Origin of the sequence: Gaetbulibacter sp. PBL-D1 (assembly GCF_050509525.1) — a bacterium.
GTDB classification, from domain to species: Bacteria; Bacteroidota; Bacteroidia; order Flavobacteriales; family Flavobacteriaceae; genus Gaetbulibacter_B; species Gaetbulibacter_B jejuensis.
This window is the reverse complement of the sequence record NZ_JBNWKB010000012.1, coordinates 26,008-48,964: the sequence shown is the minus strand read 5'-3', so window position 1 is coordinate 48,964 and position 22,957 is coordinate 26,008. Positions and strand designations below refer to the sequence as shown.

The window sequence follows — 22,957 nt, the reverse complement described above, 5'->3', positions numbered from 1 at the left end:
GAAATAAATGAGTACTTACTATTACAATAGGATAACAACAAGCATACAAGACCATGCAAAAGCCAATGCCATAGTTGTGGTACAAGGTTTGGATGCGGAAAGTTTGAGTTTGTTTAACGAGGCTATCATTACCGATAAGGCAACTTTCCTGTCAGAACAGCATACCACATTTTCAAAAGCCTGGTTTACCCAGTTTTTTACGGCATTAAACACGCCCAAAGAGTTTCACCTCATTTCCTATGCACAGTTAACCTATCTGTTCAGCTATATAGATCCGTCCTTTTTTATGGAGCGAGTGGTCGTACTTCAAGACAATCTACGTCAGCTCTACCCATTGGATAAAACGCTATATGTTGAAAAAGAAGAAAACGAAAGCATAGAAAAACGCAGCGACCTCATGCCTTTGCACCACGCAGAGCAATTAAAAATTGGCGATAACTATTACTATTCCCTAAAGTCGGTATCCCAACAACTAGAAACCATAGACCTGCACCAGGACGAAAGCCCCTTGGAGCTTAAAGACCATAACGGCGATCATGAAGTAATTGATATGTCCGATGCCTACGAGTTGGATGTGTTTGTAAATGAAGTGATGCAAGGGAGTAAAGCACCCACAGCCTATATCAAGCTACATACCAAACAACCTGCCAACCAACACCACCAAACGGTACTGCAAAAAGTAAACGCTTTTTTAAAGACCTTGGGTGGCGCACTCTACTTTTTACCCGAAGTAGCCGTAGAGGAAGATTATCAACCTTTACCGGAAACTATAGCTGCCTTACAGCAGTATTGGGGAGAAAAAGCAAGTTTTAGAAACTTAAAGGTGTATAAAAACCCCAATTCCAGTAAAGAGGTGATAGACATTTCTCAAGGTTTGATTGTAGATACCATCATACAAGAGTACGAAAACGCTAAAGACAATAGAGAAGTTAGAGATTTGTTCCTTACCGCACCTACAGGCGCAGGAAAATCCCTCTTGTTCCAATTACCATCTTTTCACGTATCCAAAAGAGGTGATGTCACTATTGTAGTTTCACCACTTATCGCCTTAATGAAAGATCAGGTAAAAGCCATTGTAGCGGATAGGAATTACAACAAAGTAGCCTACCTTAATAGTGAGTTAAGCCTTATAGATCGCGAACGCATTATAGACAGTTGTAAAGAAGGCGAGATCGATATACTCTATATGTCCCCAGAACTCTTGTTGTCTTACGATGTATCTCACTTTATTGGTGATCGTAATTTAGGGCTATTGGTTATAGACGAAGCGCACCTCATTACCACTTGGGGACGTGATTTCAGGGTAGATTACTGGTTTTTGGGGAATCACATCCGCAAGATCAGAAAGTACAAAAACATCCAATTCCCTATGGTAGCGGTAACAGCTACGGCTATTTACGGAGGTTCTAACGATATGGTGTTCGATAGCATCGATAGTTTGGTGATGCAAAACCCGCATATTTTCATTGGTCAGGTAAAACGGGATGATATCGAGTTTGTCATTAACAACCACGATAGGTTCGAATCCCGTTACGAGCGCAGCAAACTCAATCAAACGGTTGAATTTATTAGAGGCATCAACGAAGTAGGTTTAAAAACCTTGGTCTATACACCTTATACCAAGCATATAAGACAAATCCTTGGAGAACTAAACGATCAACCCGAAACGGCTACAGGCTATTACGGGTCTTTGGATTCCCATTTAAAGGAATTGGCATACAGGCAGTTTAAAAATAGCGATCGCAACGTCATGGTATCTACCAAAGCTTTCGGTATGGGAGTTGATATTTCCGATATACAGGTGGTGTACCACCACGCACCATCAGGCTTGTTACCAGACTATGTACAAGAAATTGGTAGGGTGGCACGTGATCCTAACATTAAGGGTTTTGCAGCCTTAAACTATTCCACGCAAGACCAACGCTTCAGTAAAGCACTGCATGGTATGTCGGCATTAAGGCAATACCAGATTAGGGAAGTGCTTCAAAAAATACACAAGGCCTATATAAAAAACCAATCCCGAAACTTACTGTTATCCATAGACGATTTTGGGCATATTTTTGAAAACGCCATAGACCTCGATCAAAAGGTACTTACCGCCTTAATGATGATTGAAAAAGACTATCTGGCCAAAAACAGGTTCAACGTGCTTATTGCGCGCCCTAAAAAACTCTTTGTACTGGTATTTGCCAGCGTGAGCGAAGCGGAATTTGCCATTTTAAACAGGCATTACCCAACGGCCATAAGGGAGATTACCAAACTGCATAGCAATATAATTATAGAGGTCGATTTAGATAAAATATGGCAACAGAGCTTTAGCGATAAAAGTTTTCCAAGCCTAAAACGCGAGTTTTATTTGGGCAGATTGTTTAGGCAAATTAATGTGGACATAAAGCCACAATTAAAAATATCCTTTGAAAGAACGATAGATTATAACAAAGCTTATCAGCAATTAGAAGGATTATTTCAAGCATTACAACAAGCCTTTGTACAAATGGAAGGTTTCTTTAGTCAAGAAGACTTACAGGCCAAATTAAATGCCGTACTTCAAGACGAGGTGAAATCCGAAAAACTGTCCAAGTTCGTCTTGTCAACATTCTCTGGTAGAATGATACAACCGGGTGTCATTGAAGAAGGGGCATTTTTACAGCGCAAAAAGGAAAAACACCAATACAGATACCGTGTGTTTAACAACAGGTATTTACAGGCCTTCGCAGCCATGTCAAAACGATTTAGCCGCTTGTTTGAAAACACCAATGAAAACATTGTAAACCGTTACATAACTAATAAAGAGTCCAACGCCATTACCTATGTGCGGTTAGGCTACTTTATGGAAATGTTGGAGATAGGCACTTTTGAAATTAAAGGAGGCGAAAATCCTATGGTATTCATTCGTATCAACGATCCGCAACGTATAGAACGGGATGCCAACGATAATTTCTATAAGAATACCTTATTGGAAAAAACCTTGGAACGCCACTATTTAAGTAATCAAATCTTTGATCATTTCTTCCTAAATGGCTTTGAAAATGAAGAACGATGGAATTTTATTGAAGACTTTTTCTTGGGTGAAGATATAGATACCTTATTGGAAAATTACCAATCCAGTCAGCCTAATAATGTGGACATCGTGAAGTATCTTAAAAAAAAAGTAAGGAAACCAAAAACCAATAAAGGTAAGGCGAATGAGGGTAAAGACAGTAGCATCCATATTTTTAAGGCAAGTTCCGAGACCTATTACAATATGGATAACCTATTGACAATAGAAGTGGATGGAAAAGAAGAAACCATGAAAGTAAGCGAATGGCTAAACCACAACCCTGTAGCTTTTGACAAAGAAAAAAGAAAACATCAATTTACTATTGATAAAAGCGTATTTGACATTTTAGCAAACAGGCTAAAAAATAATCATTACGATTATTTTAAAAAGTCGTTGGGTTTAGGTTTAAGAATTAAATTCAAAGGCTATGGCAAACCCATAAAAGCATTAGTACCTTACAAAAATAAACCCGTAGAGTTTTATAAGTGGTGGTGCGATAACAAAGAAGAAGTACATTTATCCTTTAGGGAAAAAATAGAATTGTTTGACAAAGTAAGTGTCGCAAGCCCCAATGCTTTGGAAACCAAACATAAAAAAATGATTAACAAATAATACCATGGCAGGAGGAACCAAAGAAATACATTTTGAAGACCATATAGTACAGTATTTAACCACTAATGACAATGGTGGCGTAAACGAATACCATCAAGTCGCAAAAAACGAGTACGATAAGGATACCACACTCATTCCAATAGAGGTGCTAACCTTTATCAAACAATCCCAAACCGATAAATACAACCAATTGGAAGTACAATTGGGCAATGCCACCGATATCAAACTATTGGAACGGGTAGCAAAAAGCCTTAAAGTAAATAAAACCTTGGCAACCTTACGTGCCGGTATAAAAATGAACGGGTTGCATTTTGATTTGGCCTACTTCCAACCTGCAAACAATAAAACCCCAGAGCACGAACAATGGTATAAAGAAAATAGGCTGTCTATCATTCGTCAGTTAGCCTATTCCAATAAAAACAACAACGAAATTGATTTGGCATTTTTTATCAATGGCATTCCTGTCGCTACAGCCGAACTAAAAAACGCCTTAACCAATCAAAACCATCACAACGCGATTAAGCAATACATGCAGGATCGTGATCCTAAAGGGGAACCCTTACTGGAGTTTCAACGATGTTTGGTACATTTTGCAGTAGGCACAGAAAAAGTATTTATGACCACCAAGTTAGATGGAAAATCCACCTACTTTTTACCCTTTAATCAAGGTTTGCGCAATACAAACCCCAATGGCTTCGATACAGCCTACCTTTGGGAAGATATTTTACGTAAAGATTCCATCATGGATTTGGTGCAAAACTTTATCAATCTTCAAGAAGACACCGAAAAGTATTACGACCCAAGAACCAAAAAACTGGCAGAAAAAAAATCCACCAAATTACTCTTTCCAAGGTTTCACCAGTTAAAGGCGGTAAGACGCTTACTGGCACAATTAAAAATAGATGGCACAGGGAAAAATTACCTAATTCAGCATTCGGCAGGTTCGGGAAAATCCAATACTATCACTTGGTTAGCCTACCGTTTGGCAAATTTCTACCAACACTACACCGATCAAAAAGCACTCTATGATTCGGTGATTGTAGTCACCGATAGACGTGTACTGAACACCCAAATACAAGAAAACATCAGGCAAATAGACAATGTTCCTGGTATGGTAGCCTATCTGGATGAAAAAACCACAGCCCAAGACCTTAAACGGGAGATTGAACATGGCACAAGAATTATTATCACCACCATTCAAAAATTCCCAGTCATATCAGATGTAGTCACCCAGTTCAGCGATCGTAAATACGCCATTATTATAGATGAGGCCCATAGCTCACAATCTGGAGAAGTAGCAAGACACATGCGTAAGGCATTGAGCTTGGAGGAAGCAGCCGAAAAAGACATTCCGGAAAAAGATTTGGATGAGGTCATAGCCGATGAAATAGCCAAAAAAGGACAACAACCCAATTTATCACAATTTGCCTTTACCGCAACACCAAAATCCAAAACCATAGAGTTATTCGGAACATTAGTTAACGGTCAAAAAGAACCCTTCGATAAATATAGTATGGAGCAGGCCATAAAAGAGGGCTTTATTTTGGATGTCTTGGAAAACTACATGTCGTTTAAAAGATATTACAAGCTCATCAAGCGATCAGAGATCGAAGATAAAGAGTACGAAAAGAAAAAAACAGTACGGGTGTTGAGCAATTATGTCGATTTACAAGATCATGCCATCGAAAAGAAAGCACGCATCATGTTAGAGCATTTTGCATCCGAGACCCAAAATGAAATTCAAGGAAAGGCAAGAGCGATGTTAGTAACCAAATCGCGTTTACATGCAGTACGTTTCAAGCGTAAGTTCGATGACGTGATGCGCGAAATGAAATTGCCTTATGAAGCCTTGGTAGCATTTTCAGGAACCGTTAAAGATGCCGAAACTGGAGAAGAGTACACTGAAAAGAGCATGAACGATTTAGGTGGCAGAATCAGTATTGTAGATGCCTTAAAACTACCTAAATACCGCATTCTTATTGTAGCCAATAAATTCCAAACAGGCTTTGACGAACCGTTGATGCACACCATGTTTGTCGATAAAAAATTGGGAAATACCAGCACGGTACAAACCTTGTCACGTCTTAATAGAAGAACCAAAGGGAAAGATGCCACCATGGTATTGGATTTTGTAAACGATCCCGAGGACATACAAGCCGATTTTCAGGAATACTATGGTAAAAACTATATCCTCGAAGAGAATCTCACCGATCCCAATGCAGTGTATGACAGCTTGAATGAAGTCGAAAAATTCAATCTCTATTATGAAAATGAAGTAGAAACATTTGCTCAAATATTTTTCTCACCAAAAGACGATTTCGAAAAACTACAGCCCATTTTAAAAACCATAGCCAATAGGTTTGAAGACGATTTAAATGAGGAGGAACAGCATAATTTTAAATCGGCAGCTAAATCCTACGTAAAGTTATACAGATTTTTAAGCCAAATCATCAGTTTTACCGATGTCGAATTGGAAAAGAAATACGTATTCATCACAGCATTACTCAAAAAGCTACCTTATGCAAAATCCACTTTACCAGTCGATGTCATTAACGATGTACAGTTGGATAGCTACAAAATACAACACAAATACACCACCAGTTTAAAATTAGAATCGGTGGATGGCGAAAAGGAAGGCTTAAAACCAGGAGGAGCAGGAGCAAACCAAGAAGATGAATTGGATTTCCTAACAAAAATTATTAAAGTGTTAAACGATACCTATGGTCTGGAGCTGACCGAAGAAGATAAGGTTGAATTTAATAGAATGAAACAAAACATCTACTCTAACGAAGAGTTGATGGCATTTTTCAACAAAGGTAATTCCAAGGATAACATCAAGGATAAGTTCAGTGAAGAAGTAGATTCCGAGTTATTAAACTTCATTGACAAGAAGTTGGATTTTTACAACAAGATGACAGAAGACAAGATCAACACCCTCTTCAAAACCATGTGGTTTAACGAGTTGTACGATGCAAGAGTAAGAGGTTTGGGTAAATAATACATGAACAGCTAAAAGGAAACAACAGAAATGGACTTTAAGAAATACTATAAATCACAGTTTCGAGAAGATATAAATAGATTCTTTTCGGAAATTCCTGATGAAAGCAAATTTCACGAAGACCAAAAATATAAACAAACACTCTCAATTCAATATGAGAGACTTACACCAGAAATGGGGCATCTTAATTTTTTGGATAAAGAAGGAAAAGAATATTTTGGAATAGCCTTGTTTCTAACTGTTTTAGCAGACATGATGTGTTTTTCAAAGTATAAGCCATATTACCAAAAATTTAAAGGCTTAACACGCTATCCAAAATTTATAGGGAATTGCCCAAGCGGATGCCATTACCATTATCATCCACAAGAGATATTTTTAGCAATGACAAAAAACCAAAAACCGACAGAGCCGCATTTAAATTTTAGAGAAAAATTTATGGCAGCAAGCAGCACAATGGAAGAAGAGATTATAAGTTTTTTCTCTGAACAGCTAACAGAAATCAACGGTCAAGAATTTTGGAGACTATGTCAAATGGAATTTCCTTATAAATCATGAAAAGTATTTTTATGAATCATATACAGATAACAACAAGGTTGTGTTTTTTAGCCCCAAAGGTCAAAAAGTCAATCCATTATTTTTGAATATATTTAGTTTGTCAAATACAACAGAATGCATCAACAAAAAGCAGGCTACATATTAGAAGGAATTCAAAAACAACTGAAAGAATTTGATAGCAACAGGATAAAAGGCTTATTGGAGTACTTGTCCTGCTTTGATACAGAATCAAACATACCCGAAGCAATAAATGAATCTAAATATGAAGCTTATTTTAAAGTTATACACAATCAAATTGTAAGAGGCTTACCAACCAAACCCTCAATTTATATTGAAGAAACCTTTGGTGAGTTGTATGGGCAACAACAAAAGGATAACTCTAATTTAGCAAAGCAATTAGGATTTATTGCCTATAACCCTGTTAGTGGTAAAAATAATGACCAGGTGTACAGTGCACTGCATCTTATTGATCCAAGATTACGGTATGATGAGACAAATTACAACACACAGCTTTTGGGTAGTAATTTTGAAAAACAATTCCTATTCAATTATTTAAACAGTAAAAAAGCAAGTTATTTAAATCAAGTATTCCAACCACAAAGAGCAATAGATACTATTGTGCCTTTAGAAAGAGCAAATGAGTTCAATAGGCAACAAGTTGATTTTGCAATAGAAATACCTTATAAAAATGCATTTGCCTATAAAAAATATGGAGAGGATAAAACGGGATATCGTAAAAATATAGGTGCTATAATTGAAATTGATGGAGCAAAATACCACGCAGCTTTTTCTCAAAAAATATTGGACAATTACCGTGATAATAACTCACAGTTAAACAATTGGGAAACCTTACGTGTTGAAAATCTACAGGAGCATACAATTATCCCTTGGCTACATAAACAAAATAAAGACATAAGTGACTATTTAACGCTTATTGAAGAAAATGCAAATAAATCTTTAAATAAGGATGAGTGGAGAGAGATTTTAGAGCAGACATTGGCACCATTTGCAATAGCAAGGCTTCAAAAAACAATAGTTGATCAATTAATTTCAGGAGTTTTAAGTGTTGAGGTTAAAGAGTGGAACATAGCAGTTTTTGAAAGAGACATACCTTGTGCAGTAGTTGCGATAAAAGACCTTAAAACTACAATAACAAAGCTATTCCAAATGAGTAGCGATAAAGCGATTAGAGAAACCCACTTTCCAAAAATCAATCTAACGGTAATATCTACAAAGGAGTTTAAAAACTCAAAACTACACTTAAATCAAAAGGTGGTTTTGGAAAATGACATTCAAAACACTTCAAATTTCGACTTATTTATAGATATATCTATGTTGCGTCGCTCACAGTTAGAGGCCAATAAAGTACAGTCACACAGCAACTGGATTAAAATAAGAAGTGTGCATTATATTGATTCTAAAAGAACAATTTTAACCTCTAATACCATTAAATATAGGAAGCTTACAAAAAAACTGGATAATGATGTCTATGAAAATTATAACGAAGCTTGCGAACATTTAAAGTATTTTGTTCAAAATATATTTCGAAAAAACGACTTCAGAAAAGGACAGCTACCAATACTTAATAGAGCATTACAAGGGAAAAGCGTAATAGGTTTGTTGCCTACAGGAGGAGGTAAATCCTTAACCTATCAACTGGCTTCTATGATGCAACCAGGTGTTACCATGACAATTGATCCCATTAAATCTTTAATGCAGGATCAGTTCGATAGTTTAATTAAAATTAATATTGATGCCTGTAATTTCATTAATTCGAAATTAGATAGGTTTGAAAAAGAAATTGCAACAAATCAGCTAACAGATGGTGAAGTCATATTTAGTTTCATTTCACCAGAAAGATTACAAATTCAAAGTTTTAGGGATGCACTTGATGCCATGTACAATAATCAAGTGTTTTTTAGCTATTGTGTCATTGACGAGGTACACTGTGTTTCAGAATGGGGACATGATTTCAGGACCTCGTATTTAAGTTTAGGTAAAAACGCAATAGAGCATTGTAAAACAAAAGAGTATCCTAATAAGTTACTGCCAGTTTTTGGACTAACAGCTACAGCCTCTTACGATGTGCTGTCAGATGTTGAAAGAGAATTGTCTGGTAATGGAAGAGCAGATTTGGATACGGAAGCTATTGTTCGTTTTGAAAACAGTAACAGAGACGAACTTCAATACAATGTGGTTAATGTTGAGGTGAATTTTGAAAGAGAAGAGACCTTTACAAAAACACTTCCTAATGGCGAATCTTTAGAGTTTTCAATAACCCCTTTAAAAACAGGGGTGAAAAATAAAATAGCAGAAGCAAAACAAGAAAAGCTGATTGCATTACTTGATGAGATTCCTGTTAAATTATCGGGTTTTAATGACCAAATCAATTTTCTTAAAGAAAAAGCACTGGAGAGGGTAAACGATCTATCACAAAGGGATGACGTAAATATAAAAATTGAAAATTTTAATACCACTACATTCTTTCAACCTACCAAAGAAAACAATAGCGTTTTATATCAAAATGCAGGTATTGTATTCACCCCACATAAAAGTTGGTATCAAGGGGTAACTGACCAGTTTAAAGAGGATAAGTATGATCAAGATGAGTATGATGATTATGGTAATATAATTCACCGTAGAGGAGAAATAATTAAAGATGATAACGGAAATCCTGTTAGAGTGCCTTTAGATAGACGAAAAGGAATCGCGGATAAAATAATGCGTGAGGCGTCTCACATCAAAGTTGGGATGTTCATGGGCTCTTCAGATGATGCAGAGAAAGTAGGCAAGGAAATTGAAGCGAAATCATTTGCCAATCAATATAAATTCATTAATAATCAACAGGGCATAATGGTAGCTACCAAAGCGTTTGGTATGGGTATCGATAAGCCCAATGTGCGTTATACCATACATTTCAATTATCCGGGGTCTATTGAGAGTTTTGTACAAGAAGCAGGAAGAGCAGGAAGAGACAGGAAATTAGCGTTAAATTCCATACTCTTTAACCAACAACAAATTGTGTCTTTTGAAACTGAATTTTATGATGAAATAAAAGAAAAAGTATCAGAAGAAATCTTCAATAAGTTAAGGTTGTTAAAAGGAAATCAATTTTTAAAGGAGGATATTCCAGTATTATGTGAAAATTTAGACATAGAGGATTTATCTCAAAATGTAGCATTTAATGACGCAATCATTATTAAAAATTTAGATAGAGACAACCTTGCTTATTTTCACAACAACTCATTTAAGGGAGAAGACAAAGAAAAGGTGATGATCTTTGAGCTACTTAATAAGATTACCTATCCAAGTCAAAGAGTAACCTTTAATCTTGCCGAAGAAATTGAAGAAATTACAGGAGAATTAGATGTTTATATTAGAGTTAATCAAAATTGGTTAAACGTAAATACTAATTTTAGAAACAGAGTAGGTGCTATTAACCTTAATACATTTAATTATTCTTATAATTTCACCACTTTTGAACAAGAAGAAGCAAAACAAATTTTGGATGTTGCTAAAGATTTAATTCAATCAAACTTCCCAGATTATAACAATTCAAAATTGCTTATTAACTGGCTAAACAGTACACAGGATCGTACGGCACAACCAGGTATTGAAAAACGATTAGTGGATTGTGAAATTGGTCAGGAAGTAAATCCAGCTATAGAAGTTAATTTCTCTAATAGATATGCAGATAAAGAAGTCTATTTCCAAAGCTTAACACGTAAGCTTCAATCACTTTTACATCCTAACATAAATGAGAATAATGTTCAAGAATGTCACTGTTCTGATTATTCTGAATTTATTAAAAACCTCATAGCAAAGAGACCTGATTTACAAATTGATACGATAGACGCTGATAGAGTAGATAAAGGAAAAACACTGTTTTACAGTCCAAGAAGAAAAGACGATACCGATAAAGCATTATTTAGGTTAATGTCAATTGGCGTTATTGATGATTATACGGTAGATTATAATTTAAAAACATACACATTAAAAGTAACCAAGAAAAATGAAGGTGAGTATATCGAAGCGTTATTTGAATACATAAAGCGATACTATTCAGAAAGCAGAGCTAAACAAGAAATACAAAAAGTACAAGAATATAAAGGGAATACCGAGATCCAAAAGTGTTTAGGATTTTTAACAGACTTTATTTATCGTGAGGTAGAAACAAAGCGGTTAAGAGCGATTGACGATATGATATTGGCGTGTAAAATAGGTCTGCAAGAAAATGGAAATGAAGAGTTAAAAGATTTCATATTTCTATACTTCAATTCCAAATATGCTAAAAATGATTATACAATCGAAGTGGATGGCGAAGAAGAACCATATTCTTTATCCGAAGACACGAATTTTGGAAGAGATTTCGATTTCAATGTGGTTTGGAAGTTCATCAAAGCAATTGAAATAGATAGAGGAGGAGAAAAAGATAACATTAAACACTTAAGAGGGGCTTGTTTACGACTTCTACGTTCAAATCCTGAAAATGGAGCCTTATTACTATTGAAAGCCTTTACATTGTTTGCGTTGGGCTATGGTGATAATGCAAACTTATATGAAGAAACAAAAACCTCATTTTTTAAAGGTGTGGAGTCCTTTTTAAAAATAGAACCACGAGTAGAGTTTAATGAAATTATAGATAATATAGAGAGATTTAGGGACTTAACTATGAAATTCTCAAACGATCCAGTTGAGGTTGCAAAAGTTATGGATACCTTTATAGAACAACTATATTTTAATTATCATAAAGAGTGGCTAATACAATTCAATAATAAATTCCTTATAGGTTATGACAGATAAAAATACCAACGATTTACATGCTGGCCTTGTAGCTTTACAAGAACAGCTTGAAAAATTAGATAGCGCATCACAGCAGATAGAACAAGTAAAGACAATCGGTAAATCAGTAATTGATGCAATGTCAGACCTTCAAGATAAATATGAAGGGCATTTACAAGCCTTAACTTCGGAAAATAAAAAGGTGCTTCAAGGGCATGATAACGTGTTTAAAGAACAGTTGTTAAATAATAAAGAAGCCAATTCCAAATTGGTTCAGAACACAGAAAAAGCTATTGAAGAGATAAAGCACGCTTTAAATGATAATGTTGAAGAAAACCAAAAAGTACACCAGAAGAATAGTGAAGAAATAGCATCTCATCTAACACTATATAGTGAGTTTGTAAACAAGGTAGAGAGCCTTACAAAAACAATTGAAAGTGTAAATTTTCCTAACAGATTGGATAAATTAGACAATACCGTTAGCGCCATAAATTTAGGTATTCAAAACATGCAATCATCTATTGCCAATTCAGAAAGAGTCTTACTGGATGAACTCAAAAAAAATAGTGAAACAGTAAAATCCGAATTTGAATTATCTAAAATCAACCAAAGATCACTTAAAAAGAATGTTTGGGTATTCGGCCTTGTAATCATAATACTTTCACTCATATTAATAGTTAAGTCTTTCACTAACTAGAGCGAGTGATTAAAGGAAATGATATTAAGCTAAGCTACTCAGAAGTTATATTTTCTGTCTCCAAATTAACCTCTAATGCGGCTAGTGATGTATGCCTAGATTCCCACATATCATATAGTGCTGTATTGTATTCATCGTCCCATCCAACGACTTCTTCTTCATGTTTATTATAATCGTTGAGAAAAAACAATTGGTTTTTATAATATGTGATTCTACTATACTCTCTTGATTTTTTACTTCTCTCCACCTTATAATATTTGATTATTTCACTTTCGTCTTCCAAAGCCCAAATCAAAAGACCTCCAGTATTAACATAATTTCCATCAAATCGATCATAATTTTCGTATTTCCATTCAATAAAACCATTCTCAATATTTATAATATAAAAAACAAAAGGTGTTCCAATTATAATAAGGTCTTCCTGAATTTCAATAGAATGGATTTGAGTTTCACAATTCAATTCCCACAATATCCTTTTTGAATATTTATCCCTTACTGTTAAAAAACCTAGTAGGCTACAAGTGATAAGTTTATTACCTGAGATGATGAGTCTATGAACATCTATGAATTCTAGATCATCTGTTTTTTTAAATTTATGTTTAATTACTATATGTTCATTGGATATTAAATCAAATTCATGAATTGAACCATCTTCACAACCAACATAAACCTGATTATCAATTAAAAAAATATTACTGGTTATTGAACTTCCACATTTTAATTTATGGGCTTTACTGAAGGGATTAAATGAATAAATAAGTAATGATTTACCTCCATTATCAAAAAGATAATCTTCACTTAATTTGCTATAATCTGGTCCTTCCCATGGACCACTGATTTTTTTTACTTTATCAGGGTCATTAATGTTGAAATAATATTTAAATTTTGATGTATTGAAAGAGAGTGTACTTTTAACTATTCTTAAATTCAATAAATACTCCTCTCCGAACTTTCTTTTACTTAAAATTTTTCCTGAATTGAAATCAATTTCTAACAGGTAATTTTTTTCTAAGAAAAAAAGTCTATTCCCCATTAATGTGACAGAATGCCCATCTCGATAACTCCAGATTTCTTCTCTAGTATCTAGGTCAATAGCATATAGGGAATGATCATCTTCAAAAACAACTAAATTATTAAGCCTTATTAAATTACTTCCAAAAGAATCATTCTTTTTTTTATATTCCCATTGTATTAATGTTCCACTCATTTGATATTATAAATAATACTTATCTTTTAAATTTATTAAATTTTCTATTATCAAAGAATAAGTGGATTCATTTAATCTAATTAAAAAGAGTTTGGTTATAGCGGTTTTAAAGAATAAACCGCGTATTTTCCTATATTATCTATTATCCAAAAATGTAGAAACAACTTTTCCAAACAAGTTGAGGTTCTATGAGTTTTTTACCATTATGCTTAAATCTGCATACAAGCGATCTAATGGTAAGCTACAATTAAAAATTGAAAATCCAGAATGGGAAGATGAGGGTTACAAGCATTACTGTTTCTATGATAATTACCATAAGCATAGCCGAATCTATGTTAAAATAAAGGAATCAAATGGAAAGCTTTATTTTGATATGTTACCATTTTAATATTTATTAATGGAGTAAACAATTGTAACTTGGCTCTCAATAGATTTTAATAAATCGATTACCTGTTAATCAGATTTTTTTGTAGCTGTAAGTTCAAGTTACAAAAACTAGTTTTGTTAACTTCAAATATATTTTAATTGTTGATTAATATATGTTTTTGTGTTCGGGTAGTACAACATTTTATTTATTTTGAAATAAAAGTTGTAGTTTTTAATATAGTAGTGCAACTTTTTATGTTGGTTGTAGCGCATTTAAAAAGTAAGCAGTCCGATTTAACCTTGAATTTCGATCAAAAATAAACTCGTCTTTTGTAGTTGTGCAACCATTTAGTTAGTTGGTGGTACAGCATTTTATTCGATAATTTAGTAAATGCAGTAATTGTTGAGGTGGTGGTGCAACTTCTCAGTTATGTTGTACAACTTTTTAATTATGGAACCAATTAATTACTGAAAATCTAATAGAATGGAAGTAATGGTAGTGCAACTACTTAGAGGTAGGCTATAAATTCACATTAAATACATTTTGTAATAGGAATGTATCGATCTCTTGTTCTGTAGGTTTTATTAATGTTTTATCTTCTTTTTTGTTAAGTGATGATTTTTGGGTGGTTGTGGTACTACTTTTTTCTACAACTAATTTATTATTAAATGTAGGTAGGTTTAATATTCGGTTGGTTTGCTTAGGTTGGTTATCAATTGTTGCAAAATGTTGTACTACGTCGTTGCAATGCTTTTTTAATATGTTATGTTGGTAATTTAGATATTCCTGTGAACTGATATTATAATTTTTAGCATGATTTGCAGCTTCATTTTTAATAATTTCAGTGGTAAAAGTCCAAGTTGCAACTTCCTTGTAATATTCATTGATAAAAAAATCAAAAGCTAACTTGTCTAAAGTTGATTTTAATTGTATTAATTCAAACAAGTTTGATTTTAGGATTTTTTCCTTTTTCAATATCTGTAAATAGTCATAGTCATTTTTAATTTGTATCACTCGACCATCAGTTGCGAAAATATACAGCCTATTTAATACATCGTGAGTTTCAAAATTATTCAAATTTATAGAAGTAAATTTCTCAATACTAGACTTAGGTATGAAAAAGAGTAGTGGTTGTTTAACACTGGCAATAAGTTCTTCTATTTTTCTATGCATACTTTTACGGCTTTAATAAATCTGAATAATCTTTTGGCAACTCTGCGTCAATGTCTCTTAGATACTTTTCTAAAGCAGCCATAGCACTATGTCCTGTAATTAACATCAACCTACTTTTAGCTTCAAATGGTGAGGAGTCCTTGACCATAGCTCTATATAATCTTGTAATATATGTATGCCTAAAACTATACAAACTATAGTTATTAGTAAAACCTAGTTCCTTTTTTATTTCTGAAAAACGTTTGCCAAAGTGGGTCCTTCTATTGATTTCAGTTGCATCCCAATCACCACCAATTTGTTTGGGTGTAAATAATAAATCATTAGGATTGAATCGTGAAAGATCAGGTAATTCGTCAAATAAAATACTTGGGATTAGTTTTGTCTTTAACAATTTGTTTTTGGCCTCAAACTTTAAAGTCTTTTCTTCAATATTAATATCCTTAATTCGAAGTCTACACACTTCTAACGGTCTCAGAAAATTGTAAGAAATAAATTTAATATAAAGTAGAAGTAAAGGGTCTTTATCTTTAAGGTGCTTAAAAATGGCTTCTTGCTCCTTATCAGTATAAGTTTTGTGACGTTTTGGATTAGTTTTTAATGATTTAATACTTTTTACAAAGTTCTTTTCAATGATATCATTGTCTTCAAGAACTTGAAAAATAGCACTAAAAACAGTTTTATAATTGTTTCTGTTTCTAGCGGATGAACGTAGTTGTACCTCGTTGAGATATTCTATAATATGTTTTTTAGTTATATGCTCAACATGTGTGACATCTTTATGATGTTTTTTTAACCATTTTTCAAGTGCAAAAATACGTGATTTATAGTCTTCAAGTGATTTCTCTTTGATGACATTGGTCTTGAGTTCTATTGCGCGCTCAAATGCTTTTAAAACCTTTGGTGACTTAGGCTTTGGTGCTTTGCCGATTTCCTTAGCTGGAACTTGTTTTTCAGAAACTGTTGGTTTCGAAATGAGTTTTTCTTCTAAAATATGTTCCTTTTCTTTTTTCTTGAACTGGGTATGTTTTTTATATAACTGTGTGTTGTCTTCAAAAGGATTGTAGCCTTGTTTTAAGAAGTAAATTAGCCGTTTGCGATAAAGACTTAAAATACTATAACGCTCAGCTTTTGTCTTGAATTTATTAACACCACCATAGATGTTTTTCATTCGTTTCATTTTTCCTGTATTTGGGTCTCGATATGAGAAATAAACGTACCAACGTTTCTTTAAATCGCCATTAGCATCAAAAATTTTAGGAGTTGAAAATTTTCTTTTGTGTTCCAATTCGTGTTCTAAATCGTGTTCATTTGAAAACTCTAAGGTAATTAATTCATAAATAATACACATAAAAAAACGGTTTAGTGTGAACTAAACCGTTGATTTGTTTTGATTTAACATTTTGTAGCGAGATCGAGATTTGAACTCGAGACCTCCGGGTTATGAATCCGACGCTCTAACCAACTGAGCTACCTCGCCATTTGCTCTAATGCGGCTGCAAATATAAAAACAAAATTAATGTCAACAAACATAATACACTTAAAATATTTTTTAAAAATTAGTTTTTAAACTAAACAATTAATGTATATATTGAGCACTATAATTAAATTTACCTATGGACGAAAAGATTAAGTTTGAAATGGAATTCCCTATTCACGCGTCTCCACAGTTGTTATATCAATATATTTCAACGCCTTCAGGATTATCTGAATGGTTTGCTGATAATGTAAATTCTAGAGGAGAAATATATACCTTTATTTGGGATGGTAGTGAGGAGAAAGCAAAAATGTTAAGTAAAAAAAGTGGCGAGCGTATTAAATTTAGATGGATGAGTGACGATGAAGATGGAGCATCATATTTTTTTGAAATTAAAATTCAAGTAGATGAAATAACTAAAGACGTGTCTTTGATTGTGACAGATTTTACTGAAGAAGATGAAATTGACGAAGCCAAAATGCTTTGGGATAATCAAATTTCAGATTTAAAACAAGTTTTAGGTTCTGCTTAGACAAACACTTTTATAATTGATATATTTGTCCCGATTTTTAATCGGGATTTTTTTATGGTTAATTTAAACGGAACTATTTTAGACCAAAACGAAGTAAATATAACACTAGAAAATAGAGGTTATAAGTATGGAGACGCACTTTTTGAAACATTAAAAGTGGTGCACTCCAAAATATTTTTTTGGGAAGATCACTATTTTAGACTTATGGCTTCTATGCGTATTCTGCGTATGGAAATTCCTATGGAGTTTACAATGGAATTTTTAGAGCAGGAAATTATCAAGACAATTTCAGTAAATGGTTTAGCAAAGTCTGCTGCTCGCGTTAGATTAAACATTGATAGAGGAGAAGGAGGTAAGTATACACCAATTACTAAAAACATAAATTACAGTATTGTAGTTGATGAACTAGAAAACGAGTTTTACACTATAGATACAAAACCTTATACTGTCGATTTGTTTAAAGACTACTATATGTCTCCTGGTTTACTAAATACTATAAAAACAAATAATAAAATTATTAATGTTTTAGGAAGTATTTACGCTCAAGAAAACAGTTTTGAAAACTGCTTACTGCTTAATACCAATAAAAATGTAGTTGAAGCACTTAATGGAAACTTGTTTTTAGTAAAAGGAAAAACCATTAAAACACCACCACTAGAAGATGGTTGCTTAAAAGGAATAATGCGAAAACAACTTATTGAGATAATTACAAAACTAGAAGATTACGAGCTTTTAGAAGCATCAATTTCTCCTTTTGAGCTTCAAAAAGCAGATGAGCTGTTTACAACAAACGTAATCACAGGAATACAGCCTATAACCAATTATAGAAAGAAAAGTTTCACAGCTGATGTAGCTACTTTACTGGTTGAAAAATTAAATATTAAGGTAAGACTATCTTAGTTGTAACTAGGGTTTTCAGGTGCATTGGACCAAATAGAATAGTCACCACCTAACTCTAGCATTTTTTCTTTCCAAAAGAAATTATCGTAGCTTTTTTCAATAATACCATTTTTATACATGTTCATTGAAACTACCCAAGAGTTAGATTGTAACTCCATATCTAGTTGGTTAGGTTCCCAACCAGAGTAACCTAAAAAGAATTTAATATCAGAGGGTTTAAGCTTGTTATTATTAATAAGGTCTAGAACAACTTCAAAATCTCCTCCCCAATATATTCCTAAAGAAATCTCAATACTGTCTGGTATTAAGTCAGGAACTTTATGGATAAAGTATAAGTTGTCTTGTTCTACTGGTCCACCATTGTAAATCTTAAAATTGGCGTCAGTGTCTGTTATTAAGTCTTTTAGTTTGTATTGCAGTGGCTTGTTTAAAATAAAACCAATAGAGCCTTCATCTCCATGATCAGCAAGTAAAATTATTGATCTGTTAAACGACATGTCACCAATAATAGAAGGTTCGGCAATGAGTAAGTATCCTTTTTCGGGCTTTAAAGTAATCATAGGCAAATGATTTTGTATTAAAACTAAAACATATTTTAATAAAAACCAACATTTTGACTAGGAAACTCTATAAAACAAAAAAGCCCACTTTTAGGGAGTGGGCTTTTTTTAAAGAAATTAAAATACTAGTTGATAGCATTATTTAAATCTGAACCAGCTTTAAATTTTACTACGTTTTTAGCTTTTATTTTTATTGTTTGTCCTGTTTGAGGGTTTCTTCCTTCTCTAGCAGATCTTTTAGAAACTGACCAAGAACCAAATCCTACTAAAGAAACTCTGTTACCTTTTTGTAAAGATCCTTCGATATCAATTAATAATGAATCTAATGCTTTTTTTGCAGCAGCTTTAGTAATTCCAGCGTTTTCTGCCATTCCATTGATTAAATCTGTTTTGTTCATAAATTTAAATTTTTAATTATTAAAATAATAGTTGGGTTAAACGTTATTGTTAATCCTCGTACAAATTTATACGGAATATCCATTCACGCAAGTAATAGCAAGGGAAATGCAATTTTTTGTTAATAACTTTGAGAATTTGTTAATAAAGAAGGTGCTTTTTATCGATGTTTTTAATATATCAGTAAATATAAGGGTTTACAGCACTTTAGCGTCGTCATTAAATGAATATCCATTTATTAATGATTTTACATCCATTTTTCGCTTTCCTGGAAGCTGAATTTCTTTAATAATAATGTAACCGTCTTTGACTGAAACTTTTAAGCTGTTATGGTCAATTTTTAGTGAACCAAAAGTATTTGAATGTACTGTATGCTCCTTTTCAACTTCAAAAATTTTAACACTAACAGTTTCTCCGTTGTTTTCTAAAAAGCTCCAAGCAGAAGGAAACGGATTAAGACCTCGTATTTTGTTATAAATAGCATCTAAAGGCATAGTCCAGTCAATCTTACAATTGTCTTTATTAAGCTTGTAGGCTGTTTTTAGGTTATCATTTTTAGGTTGAATAGTTGTAGTAACTTCATTATTTTCAATCTGCTTAACAGTATCAATAACCAATTCACTGCCAATACTCATTAGCTTGTCATGTAATTGACCTACAGTTTCGTTTGGAGAAATAGTTGTTTCTTTTTGAAGAATCATAGCTCCTGTGTCAATCTTTTCATCAATAAAAAAGGTGGTAACACCAGTTTTAGTTTCACCATTAATAATAGCCCAATGTATTGGAGCTGCACCTCTGTAATTAGGAAGTAATGATGCGTGGAGATTAAACGTTCCATATTTAGGCATGCTCCAAACCACTTCTGGTAACATTCTAAAAGCAACTACAATTTGAAGGTTAGCATCTAGCGCTTTTAACTCATCTAGAAAAGCTTCAGATTTTAAATTTGTAGGTTGCATCACATTAAGGTTTTGTGATTGTGCATATACCTTTACTGCCGATTCGTTTAATTTTCGTCCTCTGCCAGCAGGTTTGTCTGGTGCAGTAATTACACCAACAATATTGTAATTGTGTTCAACCAAAGTTTTTAAAGTGGCAACTGCAAAATCTGGAGTTCCCATAAATACTATTCGTAACTTTTCAGTCATAGATTAATTTAATTTATATGTGTTTGTTGGAGTAATGCTTATAATGTTGTGCTCCAACAATAATTTTAAAGTGTGTAATATTTCGGAGTCATCAAACGGAAGCAATTCTATCAATGCTCTTGACGACAAGTCTTGTTCTTTTAAAGCAACAATAATACCATTTTTAACGGATTTAGTATCTGTTGAATGTTTAGATTTTTCTTTGGATTTGCATACTGAACAAATTCCGCAATTAGTTGAGGTTTTCTCGCCAAAATAATTCAGCAATACAATGTTTTTACATACAGAATTAGTATTTGTATAGTGTAAAACAGCTTCAATTTGATCGTGCTTTAGTTGATGTTGTTTTTCAATATTTGCAGCAATCCTGTTTATGGTTTTATCATCTTCTCTAGGTTGTAGAAAAGTAAGTTCAGAATCAGTGTTTGAATATTGAAAGTCTACAATCTCATCGGTTTTAAGTTGGCTTAATACTTTAAGAACGTGTTCTTCTGTAGTTGATGCTTTTTTGGCGATTATTGAAACATTAATATTAAGTAAATGTTCAAAAATTCCGCCATAAGTTCTAAGTATAGATTTTATAATTACAGCTTGCTTTTCATGAGTTTCAAGATAATTGAACAACGCAGCATTACTTACAATAAATTGTAGTTTGGTTTTATAATTGAATTGTTGCGATAAGCTAATTACACTATTTCTGTCTAGTATTTGTAAAGCGTTAAAGGTTAATGAAGATTTAAAGTCATAAGCTTTACAGAAATTGACAAAACTAAACTGGTACTGGGTTTGTTCACCTTCGCCATAAGAGATTTGAAAGTAATTGCATAGTTTTCTATATACCAGTTTTATAAAGTCTATTGATGGTAATGTTTTTAAAAATTGATTTCTTAAATGTTGTTCATCGGCATTTGTTTTTAATAAAATTGCATAAGCATCATCACCATTTCTTCCTGCTCGACCTGCTTCTTGATAATAACTTTCAAGACTCTCTGGTAAATTAAAGTGGATAACATTTTTTACATCGGCTTTGTCTATTCCCATTCCAAAAGCTGTTGTGGCAACCATTATTTCAACCGCATTGTTGGTCCATTGGTACAAACGGTCTTGCTTTTCTTTAGTATTTATACCACCATGAAAAAAAGTACAACTAAATCCTTTTTTTGCTAAAAACTCACTTACTTCAACGGTCGCTTTTCTATTTCTTACATAAACAATCGACGATCCTTTATTGGCTTGTAAAGCTTGCTCAAGTTTATAATACTTGTCCTCGGTTTCAATGATTTGATACGAAATGTTTGGACGACTAAATGAGGCTTTAAATACTTTTGGTGAAATAAAATCCAGTTCGGTTATAATTTCATCAACAACGTTTGCTTTTGCAGTAGCTGTAAGTGCAATAATATTAACAGAAGGATGTAATTGCCTTAAAATACTTATGTTTTTATAAGCAGGTCTAAAGTCGTTTCCCCATTGCGAAATACAATGCGCTTCATCAACAGCAATTAGGTTTACATTCATTTGCTGTATACGATCTTTTACAATTTGTTGTTGCAAACGTTCAGGAGATAAGTATAAAAACTTATAGTTGCCATAAATGCAATTGTCTAAAAGCGTATCTAGTCTGTCATAAGAAATGCCACTTGTTAAAGCCATTGCTTTTATTCCTTTTTGGTTAAGTGCATTAACCTGGTCCTTCATTAAGGCAATTAATGGAGAAATAACAATGCAAATACCGTCTTTAATAAGCGCAGGAATTTGAAAACAAATAGATTTTCCTCCACCAGTAGGGAGTAATACAAAAGTATCCTCATTATCTAGTACTGCATTAATGATGTCTTCTTGCAGTGGTCTAAAACTAGTGTGGTTAAAATAATGTTCAAGTATGGTTATAGGATGTTGCATCACTATAAATTTAACAACTCTAGTATAAAGTTAGCCCTTTCTTCAATAGGACCAAAAGGAACATCAATTAAATTGTAGTTGAATCTTTTGTAAGTGTTTAGTAAATGTTTGTGTATTTCTACTGCTTGCTCAAAGTTTTCGTAGCGTTCAGCATCGCTAATAAAAATCTCTTGCCAAGGTGCTAAAACAAAAACATGATTGTAGACAAGGTTTTGAGAAGCCTCAATAAAGGGTTCAGGATACGTGTCACCAATATAGTCCATATATGCTAATATGTCAGGTATACCTCTATCAAGAAAAATAGTATTGGAGCTGTGAGCGTTTGCATCTTCAAACTGCTTAATTCTACCTTTTAAAAGAAGCTCGCTAAATAGTAAAGGTTCAGTTAAAAATAGTTGCTCTACACCATTTTTTCTAGCTTCAAGTGTTACTTGACGCGAAATTTCATCAAAGCAAGTATATCCTCTTTCTTTTAGTTCGTTAATTATAGAAGATTTTCCTGTACCTGGTCCTCCAGTAATAACAATTGTTTTCGTACTCAAATTGGCAAGATTTTAGCTATATAAAGCGTATAATGTGTTTTGGTCGAAAATAATTATTTTTTAACAAAACAA

Annotated in this window: 15 protein-coding genes, 1 tRNA gene and 2 pseudogenes; 9 read left to right on the top strand and 9 right to left on the bottom strand. The window is 33.2% G+C overall.

What is annotated here, in order from left to right; translation table 11 throughout:
- Nucleotides 1-7: 7 nt before the first annotated feature.
- The 6 genes and pseudogenes from ACQ0RB_RS11280 to ACQ0RB_RS11255 all read left to right on the top strand — a co-directional run bounded on the left by ACQ0RB_RS11280 (nucleotide 8) and on the right by ACQ0RB_RS11255 (nucleotide 12,684).
- Nucleotides 8-3,652: a DEAD/DEAH box helicase gene (locus ACQ0RB_RS11280; protein ID WP_430498506.1), complete on the top strand. Its 3,645-nt coding sequence runs from the start codon at nucleotides 8-10 to the stop codon at nucleotides 3,650-3,652.
- A gap of 4 nt (nucleotides 3,653-3,656) precedes the next feature.
- On the top strand, nucleotides 3,657-6,650 hold the full coding sequence (locus ACQ0RB_RS11275) for a type I restriction endonuclease subunit R (protein WP_430498504.1): 2,994 nt from the start codon (nucleotides 3,657-3,659) through the stop codon (nucleotides 6,648-6,650).
- A 30-nt stretch (nucleotides 6,651-6,680) separates the two neighbouring features.
- A complete protein-coding gene (locus ACQ0RB_RS11270; protein ID WP_430498502.1) occupies nucleotides 6,681-7,205 on the top strand; it encodes a hypothetical protein in 525 nt (174 codons plus the stop codon).
- 114 nt (nucleotides 7,206-7,319) lie between these two features.
- Nucleotides 7,320-9,281 (top strand): annotated as a pseudogene (locus ACQ0RB_RS11265) (DEAD/DEAH box helicase); the annotation flags it as partial.
- Nucleotides 9,282-9,926: 645 nt separating this feature from the next.
- A pseudogene (locus ACQ0RB_RS11260) lies at nucleotides 9,927-10,181 on the top strand (helicase-related protein); the annotation flags it as partial.
- 1,816 nt (nucleotides 10,182-11,997) lie between these two features.
- Entirely contained in the window at nucleotides 11,998-12,684 is a 687-nt protein-coding gene (locus ACQ0RB_RS11255) for a hypothetical protein (RefSeq protein ID WP_430498500.1), read from the top strand.
- A gap of 34 nt (nucleotides 12,685-12,718) precedes the next feature.
- On the opposite strand, the gene ACQ0RB_RS11250 is transcribed toward ACQ0RB_RS11255, so the two are convergent.
- Entirely contained in the window at nucleotides 12,719-13,891 is a 1,173-nt protein-coding gene (locus ACQ0RB_RS11250; protein ID WP_430498498.1) for a hypothetical protein, read from the bottom strand.
- A gap of 205 nt (nucleotides 13,892-14,096) precedes the next feature.
- On the opposite strand from ACQ0RB_RS11250, the gene ACQ0RB_RS11245 reads away from it, so the two are divergent.
- Entirely contained in the window at nucleotides 14,097-14,279 is a 183-nt protein-coding gene (locus ACQ0RB_RS11245) for a hypothetical protein (protein WP_430498496.1), read from the top strand.
- A gap of 498 nt (nucleotides 14,280-14,777) precedes the next feature.
- On the opposite strand, the gene ACQ0RB_RS11240 is transcribed toward ACQ0RB_RS11245, so the two are convergent.
- The 3 genes from ACQ0RB_RS11240 to ACQ0RB_RS11230 form a co-directional block, all read right to left on the bottom strand.
- Nucleotides 14,778-15,431: a hypothetical protein gene (locus ACQ0RB_RS11240; RefSeq protein ID WP_430498494.1), complete on the bottom strand. Its 654-nt coding sequence runs from the start codon at nucleotides 15,429-15,431 to the stop codon at nucleotides 14,778-14,780.
- Nucleotides 15,432-15,435: 4 nt separating this feature from the next.
- Nucleotides 15,436-16,779: a tyrosine-type recombinase/integrase gene (locus ACQ0RB_RS11235; protein WP_430498492.1), complete on the bottom strand. Its 1,344-nt coding sequence runs from the start codon at nucleotides 16,777-16,779 to the stop codon at nucleotides 15,436-15,438.
- Between the two features lie 55 nt (nucleotides 16,780-16,834).
- A tRNA-Met gene (locus ACQ0RB_RS11230) sits at nucleotides 16,835-16,908 on the bottom strand.
- A 136-nt stretch (nucleotides 16,909-17,044) separates the two neighbouring features.
- Between ACQ0RB_RS11230 and ACQ0RB_RS11225 the strand changes: the two genes are divergently transcribed.
- Entirely contained in the window at nucleotides 17,045-17,437 is a 393-nt protein-coding gene (locus tag ACQ0RB_RS11225; RefSeq protein WP_129761682.1) for an START-like domain-containing protein, read from the top strand.
- 54 nt (nucleotides 17,438-17,491) lie between these two features.
- Nucleotides 17,492-18,337, top strand: coding sequence for an aminotransferase class IV (locus ACQ0RB_RS11220; RefSeq protein WP_430498490.1), 846 nt, complete (start codon nucleotides 17,492-17,494; stop codon nucleotides 18,335-18,337).
- Here ACQ0RB_RS11220 and ACQ0RB_RS11215 read toward each other — a convergent pair.
- The 5 genes from ACQ0RB_RS11215 to ACQ0RB_RS11195 all read right to left on the bottom strand — a co-directional run bounded on the left by ACQ0RB_RS11215 (nucleotide 18,334) and on the right by ACQ0RB_RS11195 (nucleotide 22,885).
- Nucleotides 18,334-18,897: a YqgE/AlgH family protein gene (locus ACQ0RB_RS11215; RefSeq protein ID WP_129761680.1), complete on the bottom strand. Its 564-nt coding sequence runs from the start codon at nucleotides 18,895-18,897 to the stop codon at nucleotides 18,334-18,336. The genes ACQ0RB_RS11220 and ACQ0RB_RS11215 overlap by 4 nt on opposite strands.
- Nucleotides 18,898-19,022: 125 nt before the next feature.
- The gene (locus tag ACQ0RB_RS11210) at nucleotides 19,023-19,295 is read right to left on the bottom strand and encodes an HU family DNA-binding protein (RefSeq protein WP_129761679.1); all 273 of its coding nucleotides are present in this window, start codon (nucleotides 19,293-19,295) and stop codon (nucleotides 19,023-19,025) included.
- Between the two features lie 195 nt (nucleotides 19,296-19,490).
- The gene (gene fmt / locus ACQ0RB_RS11205) at nucleotides 19,491-20,441 is read right to left on the bottom strand and encodes a methionyl-tRNA formyltransferase (protein WP_430498487.1); all 951 of its coding nucleotides are present in this window, start codon (nucleotides 20,439-20,441) and stop codon (nucleotides 19,491-19,493) included.
- A gap of 3 nt (nucleotides 20,442-20,444) precedes the next feature.
- Nucleotides 20,445-22,343, bottom strand: a complete 1,899-nt coding sequence (locus ACQ0RB_RS11200) for a RecQ family ATP-dependent DNA helicase (RefSeq protein ID WP_430498485.1) — start codon at nucleotides 22,341-22,343, stop codon at nucleotides 20,445-20,447.
- Nucleotides 22,344-22,345: 2 nt separating this feature from the next.
- Nucleotides 22,346-22,885, bottom strand: a complete 540-nt coding sequence (locus tag ACQ0RB_RS11195; protein WP_134199911.1) for an AAA family ATPase — start codon at nucleotides 22,883-22,885, stop codon at nucleotides 22,346-22,348.
- Nucleotides 22,886-22,957 lie beyond the last annotated feature (72 nt).

Excerpts from the sequence above, each read along its gene's own strand:
- ACQ0RB_RS11250 (WP_430498498.1), bottom strand. The coding sequence starts at position 13,891 with ATGAGTGGAACATTAATACAATGGGAATATAAAAAAAAGAATGATTCT.
- ACQ0RB_RS11275 (WP_430498504.1), top strand. The coding sequence starts at position 3,657 with ATGGCAGGAGGAACCAAAGAAATACATTTTGAAGACCATATAGTACAG.
- ACQ0RB_RS11220 (WP_430498490.1), top strand. The coding sequence starts at position 17,492 with ATGGTTAATTTAAACGGAACTATTTTAGACCAAAACGAAGTAAATATA.
- ACQ0RB_RS11245 (WP_430498496.1), top strand. The coding sequence starts at position 14,097 with ATGCTTAAATCTGCATACAAGCGATCTAATGGTAAGCTACAATTAAAA.
- ACQ0RB_RS11240 (WP_430498494.1), bottom strand. The coding sequence starts at position 15,431 with ATGCATAGAAAAATAGAAGAACTTATTGCCAGTGTTAAACAACCACTA.
- ACQ0RB_RS11255 (WP_430498500.1), top strand. The coding sequence starts at position 11,998 with ATGACAGATAAAAATACCAACGATTTACATGCTGGCCTTGTAGCTTTA.
- fmt (WP_430498487.1), bottom strand. The coding sequence starts at position 20,441 with ATGACTGAAAAGTTACGAATAGTATTTATGGGAACTCCAGATTTTGCA.
- ACQ0RB_RS11210 (WP_129761679.1), bottom strand. The coding sequence starts at position 19,295 with ATGAACAAAACAGATTTAATCAATGGAATGGCAGAAAACGCTGGAATT.
- ACQ0RB_RS11270 (WP_430498502.1), top strand. The coding sequence starts at position 6,681 with ATGGACTTTAAGAAATACTATAAATCACAGTTTCGAGAAGATATAAAT.
- ACQ0RB_RS11225 (WP_129761682.1), top strand. The coding sequence starts at position 17,045 with ATGGACGAAAAGATTAAGTTTGAAATGGAATTCCCTATTCACGCGTCT.
- ACQ0RB_RS11235 (WP_430498492.1), bottom strand. The coding sequence starts at position 16,779 with ATGTGTATTATTTATGAATTAATTACCTTAGAGTTTTCAAATGAACAC.
- ACQ0RB_RS11200 (WP_430498485.1), bottom strand. The coding sequence starts at position 22,343 with ATGCAACATCCTATAACCATACTTGAACATTATTTTAACCACACTAGT.
- ACQ0RB_RS11280 (WP_430498506.1), top strand. The coding sequence starts at position 8 with ATGAGTACTTACTATTACAATAGGATAACAACAAGCATACAAGACCAT.
- ACQ0RB_RS11215 (WP_129761680.1), bottom strand. The coding sequence starts at position 18,897 with ATGATTACTTTAAAGCCCGAAAAAGGATACTTACTCATTGCCGAACCT.